The 7,685-nt window shown below is 28.4% G+C and carries 8 protein-coding genes; 6 read left to right on the plus strand and 2 right to left on the minus strand.

Annotated features, from left to right (window positions below):
- Positions 1–93: 93 nt before the first annotated feature.
- Positions 94–732 carry a helix-turn-helix transcriptional regulator gene (locus tag JNUCC80_RS06730; RefSeq protein WP_454153722.1) on the minus strand — a complete coding sequence of 213 codons (639 nt, stop codon included), beginning with the start codon at positions 730–732 and terminating at the stop codon, positions 94–96.
- 338 nt (positions 733–1,070) lie between these two features.
- Between JNUCC80_RS06730 and JNUCC80_RS06735 the strand changes: the two genes are divergently transcribed.
- From JNUCC80_RS06735 to JNUCC80_RS06745, 3 genes are all read left to right on the plus strand, one after another.
- Positions 1,071–1,250, plus strand: a complete 180-nt coding sequence (locus JNUCC80_RS06735) for a hypothetical protein (RefSeq protein WP_454153723.1) — start codon at positions 1,071–1,073, stop codon at positions 1,248–1,250.
- A gap of 88 nt (positions 1,251–1,338) precedes the next feature.
- A complete protein-coding gene (locus JNUCC80_RS06740; RefSeq protein ID WP_454153725.1) occupies positions 1,339–1,905 on the plus strand; it encodes a DUF536 domain-containing protein in 567 nt (188 codons plus the stop codon).
- A gap of 571 nt (positions 1,906–2,476) precedes the next feature.
- Positions 2,477–3,418, plus strand: coding sequence for a replication initiation protein (locus JNUCC80_RS06745; RefSeq protein ID WP_454153727.1), 942 nt, complete (start codon positions 2,477–2,479; stop codon positions 3,416–3,418).
- A gap of 64 nt (positions 3,419–3,482) precedes the next feature.
- On the opposite strand, the gene JNUCC80_RS06750 is transcribed toward JNUCC80_RS06745, so the two are convergent.
- Positions 3,483–3,848, minus strand: a complete 366-nt coding sequence (locus JNUCC80_RS06750) for a hypothetical protein (protein WP_454153729.1) — start codon at positions 3,846–3,848, stop codon at positions 3,483–3,485.
- A 702-nt stretch (positions 3,849–4,550) separates the two neighbouring features.
- Here JNUCC80_RS06750 and JNUCC80_RS06755 point away from each other — a divergent pair.
- The 3 genes from JNUCC80_RS06755 (at position 4,551) to JNUCC80_RS06765 (ending at position 7,612) form a co-directional block, all read left to right on the plus strand.
- Positions 4,551–4,874, plus strand: a complete 324-nt coding sequence (locus JNUCC80_RS06755) for a lactococcin 972 family bacteriocin (protein WP_454153716.1) — start codon at positions 4,551–4,553, stop codon at positions 4,872–4,874.
- A 104-nt stretch (positions 4,875–4,978) separates the two neighbouring features.
- Complete coding sequence (locus tag JNUCC80_RS06760; RefSeq protein ID WP_454153718.1) at positions 4,979–6,973, plus strand: DUF1430 domain-containing protein; 1,995 nt, start codon at positions 4,979–4,981, stop codon at positions 6,971–6,973.
- A 3-nt stretch (positions 6,974–6,976) separates the two neighbouring features.
- Positions 6,977–7,612: an ABC transporter ATP-binding protein gene (locus JNUCC80_RS06765; protein ID WP_454153720.1), complete on the plus strand. Its 636-nt coding sequence runs from the start codon at positions 6,977–6,979 to the stop codon at positions 7,610–7,612.
- Positions 7,613–7,685 lie beyond the last annotated feature (73 nt).

Genomic DNA, 7,685 nt, shown 5'->3' on the forward strand with positions numbered 1-7,685 from the left:
ATAAAACAAAATAATTAACTAAATACGAATCGAGGGGGGAACAATTAGATGAACTGGGATTGGTCAGAATTTTTTAAAAATATTATTGGACATTTAAGATAGTGAAGTATACTTTTCAATTTTATAACATTGATATAAATTAGTTACGGCTATACTCAGCAATAAGATATGTATAATAGTACCAATTATTGCTCCTGATATTGTACTTAGAGCAGAAGTGTAATCTTGATGAAAAGTTAAGTTATATATAGTACTTGTCATGCCTATAACTAAGTTTAAAAAGCCTGAAATTATATGGGCTTTTTTTCTATCATTTTGAAAAGTTGGAATAAATTTTTTTGATATATGTATCTTAAGTACAGATCTTATAATTATAGTGTTTATCAATAAAAGTAAAAAAATTAAAAAACTGTCTATAATCTTGAGTAATGAAATATATGATAAAAACAAAAGTGATAATTCTAATACTTCTAAATAAATTAATGATAGATGTTTCTTAGAGTTATTTATTAAATGATTGACAAATACATCGTTGATGTCTGGACTGGTTAAGTTAATCTTAGGTATATCAAATGTTTTACATATACTTTCTAAAGTAGAATTATCAGGATAACTTCTTCTATTTTCCCAGCCAGAAACCGTTTTTCTTGATACATTAACCTTATCAGCAAATTCTTCTTGAGTTAAATGATTATGTTTTCTTAATACTTTTATTTTTTGTGAAAAATCCATCAATATCTCCTTACTTATTTGAAAATAAATTACTTTAACATTATATATATATGCGTCTACTTTCACAAAATTAATTGTATAATTTATAAAAAGAGCATAAGAGAAACTAGTCCCACTAGCGTGGGAAATCGTAGTACGATTAGTTTCTTAAAGGGACTAAGTTTTACTCGAATGTTCTATTTTTGACTGCTTTTTTGGTATTCGGGGAATGGTCGTTTCCTGAAGTAAAGCTTTTAAATTTCAAAAGAAACTAGTGATCAATCTCCAAAAATATAATTTTTAGTGTAGTATATATTGAACCGATTATTAATTATTTTACTAACTAAGGAGCAGATACTATGGATCATAATACAAAAAATAATAAAGCTGCTATTCCTGTAAAAGCAGAATATCTAGATTCAGAAATTACACAAGATAACTTTTGGGATATTGCAATTGCACAAGAACAAAAATATGGAAATGCTAGTCTACCCCTTATCTGGGGAGATAATCTCGCTGATGGAGAAGAGATTGACTAGGTTTGAAATTCCATAATAAAAGTTAATCTTTAAAGCCACTTTAGTTAGTGGCTTTTTTATATGCTAAAATCTTCTTGGGGTGGTTACAATGAAAACAGTTAGAGAACTATCACAAGAGATAGGTGTAAGTAGACAAGCTATAAACAACTTGCTAAAAAGCGAGAAAAAATTAAAGAAGTACGTTAAAAAAGTCAAAGGTGCTAATCAAATTGACGAAGGCGGTCAAGAGTTGATAAAACAGCACTTCAAGACTTCTAAACAAGCTAACAAGAAGTACAGCAAACAAGCTTATGACAACTTTCAAACAAGTGGTCAACAAGTTTCTGACAAAGAGCAAACAACTTTCCAACAAGTTGACACAGTTAGCCAAGAAGTCCTAACTATGCTACACCAAGAGATGAAAGACAAGAACGAGCAAATCAAAAATTTACAGAAATTACTAGATCAACAGCAACAATTAACCTTACAAAGTAATTCCAATTTGTCTGAAGTTAAAAAAGAAGTTGATACAGAAAAACAGGAGAAAAGGCAAGCGTTAGAGTTACTGGAAAGTTACAAGCAAGATGTTGACAAGCTGAAAGCAAGTTCCCAACAAGTTTCTGACAACGAACAAGAGCAACAAGAATCTAAACCATGGTGGAAATTCTGGAAATAAAACAAGACACTTCATAATTGAGGTGTCTTCTCTTTTTATATAGATAGATTGAATATTTTGATATCTACAAGCGATTAATTATTTCTCTTAGTCTAATTACACTATATAGATATAAAATAGTTTAAAACGTGTTTAATTGGACAGTTCATTAATTAGTTGTTCAAGTTTTACTTTTTCTTCTTTACTTAAATTAAGAAAATCTGCATTTAATTGAATAATCGTGTACATTATGTTGACTATTTACTCACTCTTAAAGTAATTACTCTGTTTCTAAACAGCGACACTTTTATTTTTGACAATTACTCTCCTTAATGGTTAAGAAGACTGTTAATACTGTTGCTATAAGGAATACATCAGTTTTGAGTTTGGTTTTAAGAATTTGGGAGAATTTTGATTATCAAGCGTTAGCTTATCTTTTATATATTCTTTTACCTCTTTTAATACCTCTTTTAGGTGAGCTATAAGCCACGTGGCTCTAGGGTTCATCATACCCTTTGGGAGAGTGAGTGTCACTCTTTGGGAGAGTGAGTGTCAGTTATAGGAGAGCGAGTGTCACTCTTTGGGAGAGTGAGTGTCAGTTGGTGGAGAGAAAAATAAGGCGTACACGTTGACAAATGCACTCCTTAATAATATGATTGATTTATCAAACGATTTGGAGGGCTTAAAAATGGCTGAAAACGAAATAACAAGATATGACATAGAACTTAATACAATCCCTTTGGGCAAGTTAAAACCGGCAGAAATGAACTTGTTCTTTTCTATCGTTACAAAAATGAAGGAACGAGGAGATGAAAAAGTTAAATTCTATTTTAGCGAATTAAAAGAACTTAGTGATTTTAAAAGTCCCCACTCGGATAGATTTTTAAAAGTAGTTAGAAATACATATAAAAAATTGCTTGAATTAAATTTTGGCAGAACTTCAAAAAATGGACTTATTGAAGAGCATTTTATTATGTTCTCTGAATTCACTATAAATAGCGAAGAAGCAGAACCGTTTGTAGAAATTAAAATATACGATAAAGCTATACCGCTGCTTAATGATTTAACTAGCTGGGTACGTTACTCTCTTCATGAGTTCAATTCAATCAAATCAAGTTATGCTAAAACACTTTTTAGACTATTGAAACAGTATAGAACAACTGGCTACTTCAGAATTAAAAAAGAAGATTTTAACGAGTTGATGAACATACCCAAGTCGTATAGACAAACAGATATTAATAGATACGCTTTAAAACCCTCAATGGAGCAACTAGCACCCTTCTTTAAGAATCTGAAGATGGAAAAAGAGTTCATCAAGAAGCAAGGAAAACCGCTTAAAGGGTATATCTTTACTTTTACGCCCGAACCAAAAAACAAAGACGACTTCCAAGAGAAGAAAAAACAATTCAAGAAACCTAAGAAAGAGATTGCAACAGATTGGTCACCAAAGCAATCAAAAGCTAAAGTTGATAACAGATCACTAGATGATATCTTAGGACAGATTGATGAGACTAAAGAAAAAGTTAAGTCTTAGCTTTTATGCATTTGAAATTGCAAATATCAAAAAAGGTCACTCTAATAGAGTGACCTTTTTGTGTTTATGAGTGTTTAAATATATCAGCTAATAGTTGGTTTAATTGTGTAGGTTCATTAGTTTTCCAGCGATTTAATTCATCGTCCCATTCAAATTGATTAACAATACTTTGAATTTGACTAAATTCAGCTTTATGACCATTTAAAAAAGATTCATATTTTTTGTTTTTTTGAATAAATTCTTGAAAATTAATTGCAACTTCATTTGTTTTTTCTAAGTCTTTATTTCCCAATGATTTATAAAAATTTCTACCAATTCTTTCATAAGCCTTACTACGAATTTTTGCTTTTTCTTTTTTCATTTTATTGATTATTTTTTGTTGCTCTTTTTCTTTATTTTTTAACTTGTTATATTTTTCAAATTCGTTCATTTTATGATCACAATCCTTTGTTATTTTTTATAAAATTAATTAAAAAATAAATTAAACAAAAAAGCAAAATAAAAAATATTTTTTAGAGGATTTTTGACATTTTAAACAAAAAATGAAGTTTAGATACTAATTAAAAAGTCTAAATGTTTACCACATTTGGTTAAAAGTGGTAAACATTGGGCTAAATTACATTTACCAAATTCGCTAGAAAGTGGTAAATGTATAGAATGCTTGATATCAACAGGAAACCAATCGCACTGAGATTTATCACGCTAGTGATATCAGTTTCCCTTATGCTCTTTTTCCTTTATTTAGGTTGTTAAAACACAGTTTTATAGAAAAAAGCGATCAGGTAAAGACTTGTTTGCTAAAATTAAATAAGATATTTACAAGTATAAAATAAAAAACAGAGAACATTACAATTAGAAAATATGCTATTGATATAGTATAAAAAAGCACATTAAAATATTAAATTCACAAAAACATCGTAAACAAAAAAGAGATAGAATAATACCTTTGAAGTAAGTTATGTTTTATGCACAATAAGAATAATAATTGAGATAAATTTTGTTATTAAATTAAAAAATAAAAAGGTTACATTCGCCTAAGACAATTTGAAACCCAGAAAAGCTTTTGATTTCACAACATTAATGATTGAATTAACTTTGTAACAAAAACATATTAACTATGGAGGAATTATTCATGAACTTTAAAAAAAGTGTTACAAAAGCGTTATTAGTAGCAACAATTGCTACTGGGGTGGGAACAGCTTCTAATGTTGTTGATGCTCAGTCAGTACAGGGAGGTACATGGACCTATGGCTCAAATAATAATTTTTTGGGTGGTTTAAGAGCTTTCTCTAACTATCATCACCCATACACCTATCATATGTCTTCAGTTGTAAGCCCTTATACACAAAAAAGCGACTATAAATATGCAGGACCACAGGCTACTTCATCAGCGTATATTAGTACGGGCTTTGGAGAGTATGTTGACTTTGATTTTGATTCAAATACAGCGGACTAATAGTCATACACATAAAGGTAAATTACCTTTAAGAATAGAACTAAAAATAAAATCAATAACTTTGAAAGTTATTGATTTTATTTTTTAATGAAAGTAGTGGAGAAATGAAAAAAATATTCTTAGCATTTTCTTTCTTTATCATATCGATTTTTTTAGTATGTTCTATTAATCAACAAAATGAAATTTTAAATTTTGTTAAATATCGCAGTTTTACCATTACTAAAAGTTCATCGGTTACTTCAAAAGAAGAATTTGAGAAAAATTTAAACCAGATAGCATTTGAGAATAAAAGCTTAATAGCTAAGAGAATTGTTCAACCTTCTCAATCAGGACATTACAATTTCCAGTATCAACTATTTGGCCAAGAATCGGAAAGCCTGAAGGCACCAGAATATCTTTCCAAGGCATCAGAAAATGCAATAGTTTCAAGTGATGTATTAGGAAGTTATATTTTAATTACAGGTGATATCTCTTTAGCTGATACAGTAGATAAAATTCAAAATTTAGGTTATAAAGTGAAACCATTAAAAAAATCCACTGTATTTAATATATCAAATCAAATAGTAACTAATGAGGCAATCTTTTTTGCGCTTATTGTATTTATGTTAACATTTTTGGGAATAAGTTTAGTTATTAGAATAAAAGACTTAAAGTATGCAGGAATTAGGTTGATTTCGGGAGAATCAATTCTTAAACTCATTACCAGAACGATTAAAAAAGATTTCTTTAATATAACATTTTCTTACTTCCTATTTTCAATACTAAGCATCTTACTGCTAATGTTTTTAAATATATTTTCTATGTTTTCCGTACAAATAGTACTAATTGTATTTGCTGAATATAGTTTGATTTTGTTTTTTATATCTATTTTACTGAGTGTTGTGTATATACTAGGTTTAAATTATTCAAATATTTTAATGATTTTAAAAGGGAAACTTCCTACTAAAAAAATAATGAGTGTAATGTTAATAGGACAATTTTTAGCAATTGTCTTGATAGGTATAATGGTTCAAAAAAGTATTTATTATGTAAATACTTATCAGGATCAACAAACTTCTAATTTATCATGGGATAAATATAACGATTACTACAAAGCAACATTGTATGGAAGTGCCGGTGCTAACAGTACTAGTCAAGATCTTAAAAACTATTTTTTAAAAATATCAAATTTCACCAAAGATGCTATTCAAAATCACCAAGCTATGCTTGTTCAAAAAAATTATAACGAAACCGATAAATCAAAAGTAGATGAAATATATGTTACACCTAATTATCTAGAATTTGAAAATATTAGTTTAAGTAATGAACAAAAAAACCAACTAAATAATTTGGGAAAAGGAGACTTTGGGTTATTAATTCCTCAAAATGTTCAGGGAGAAAAAAACCAACTGATTTCGAAATATAAAAATGACTTACAAATTCTTGCTTTAGAAACAACAAACATTAATAGTGATAAGTTATATTCAATTAATAACCCTACAGTAGCATTATTAAAAAATAGTGAAAACAGGTTTTTACTTAACTCATCAGAATCAGATGGGAATCAATATGCAAAAGATCCAATAATAATTGTCATTAGTCCAGATTCGATAACTGATAGTTCATCTTCAACATTTTTTTGGGGTATCGCTTCTCAATCGGATATTTACTTTAAGAATTTTGAAGATACTATTAATTTGATGAAAAAACACAATGTGTATAAGGAATTTTCTTACTTAGTTAATGCTCGTTCTGAATATTTACTAACTATGCAAGATACAAAAATCCAAACTGTATCCCTGATTGCAAGTTCTATTTTAGCTTTAGTAACTTGTATATTATTATTTACCTCTATGATTTTATTATATTTCGAACAGTTTAGACGAGACATTTTTATTAAACATGTTTCAGGAGCAAACTTTCTGTCAATTCATTTTGAATACTTATTCTACGAAATTTTAATTATAATAGTTGGAATAGTAGTATCTTATATGATGATTCACAACATTATTATAAGTACTGTTCTTTTTATACTACTGTGTCTAATACTATTCATAATATTGTATATTCAAATGATAAAAGAAGAACGAAGTTCAGTAACTATCATGAAAGGTAAATAACAATTGATAAAAATAGAAAATCTAACAAAAGAGTTCAATAATAAAAAAATTTTTACAAATTTAAGTTTAAAGTTTCAAACAGGAAAGGTTTATGCACTTATAGGTGCTAGCGGAAGTGGAAAAACAACCCTATTAAACATAATTGGTCATCTTGAGCCCGTTACTAGCGGTGATGTTTTATATCACAACCAATCTTTAAAGTCGATTTCATCACATAAATTTTTTAAAAATGATTTAGGCTACCTTTTTCAAAATTTTGGATTATTAGATAATAATACGATTAAAGAAAACCTTGACTTAGGACTAATTGGTCAAAAATTAGCTAAAAAAGAACGTATTAGAAAAGAAAAACAAGCACTTGAAGATGTTAATCTAAGTTACCTTGATTTAAACAAAAAAATCTTTGAACTTTCGGGTGGTGAAGCCCAAAGAATTGCTTTAGCAAAAATCATTTTAAAAAATCCTCCCTTGATTTTGGCAGATGAGCCAACAGCAGCTCTTGATCCAAAAAACAGCAGCGAACTTATGCATTTGTTAACGTCATTAAAAAATAAAAATCGCACTATTATTATAGCAACACATAACTCAATGATATGGGAAAATGCGGATGAAATAATTGATTTGAGAAATTATAATTAATTTAATTACTTCCGTGTGACATTACATTTAAACATATTATGTTAAGTAGTAATTTTTCTAAAATATTGGTATC

This window comes from Holzapfeliella sp. JNUCC 80, assembly GCF_053667655.1.

Bases quoted from the DNA above. Each gene is read 5' to 3' on its own strand.
- JNUCC80_RS06730 (WP_454153722.1), bottom strand. From the start codon at position 732: ATGGATTTTTCACAAAAAATAAAAGTATTAAGAAAACATAATCATTTA.
- JNUCC80_RS06735 (WP_454153723.1), top strand. From the start codon at position 1,071: ATGGATCATAATACAAAAAATAATAAAGCTGCTATTCCTGTAAAAGCA.
- JNUCC80_RS06740 (WP_454153725.1), top strand. From the start codon at position 1,339: ATGAAAACAGTTAGAGAACTATCACAAGAGATAGGTGTAAGTAGACAA.
- JNUCC80_RS06750 (WP_454153729.1), bottom strand. From the start codon at position 3,848: ATGAACGAATTTGAAAAATATAACAAGTTAAAAAATAAAGAAAAAGAG.
- JNUCC80_RS06755 (WP_454153716.1), top strand. From the start codon at position 4,551: ATGAACTTTAAAAAAAGTGTTACAAAAGCGTTATTAGTAGCAACAATT.
- JNUCC80_RS06760 (WP_454153718.1), top strand. From the start codon at position 4,979: ATGAAAAAAATATTCTTAGCATTTTCTTTCTTTATCATATCGATTTTT.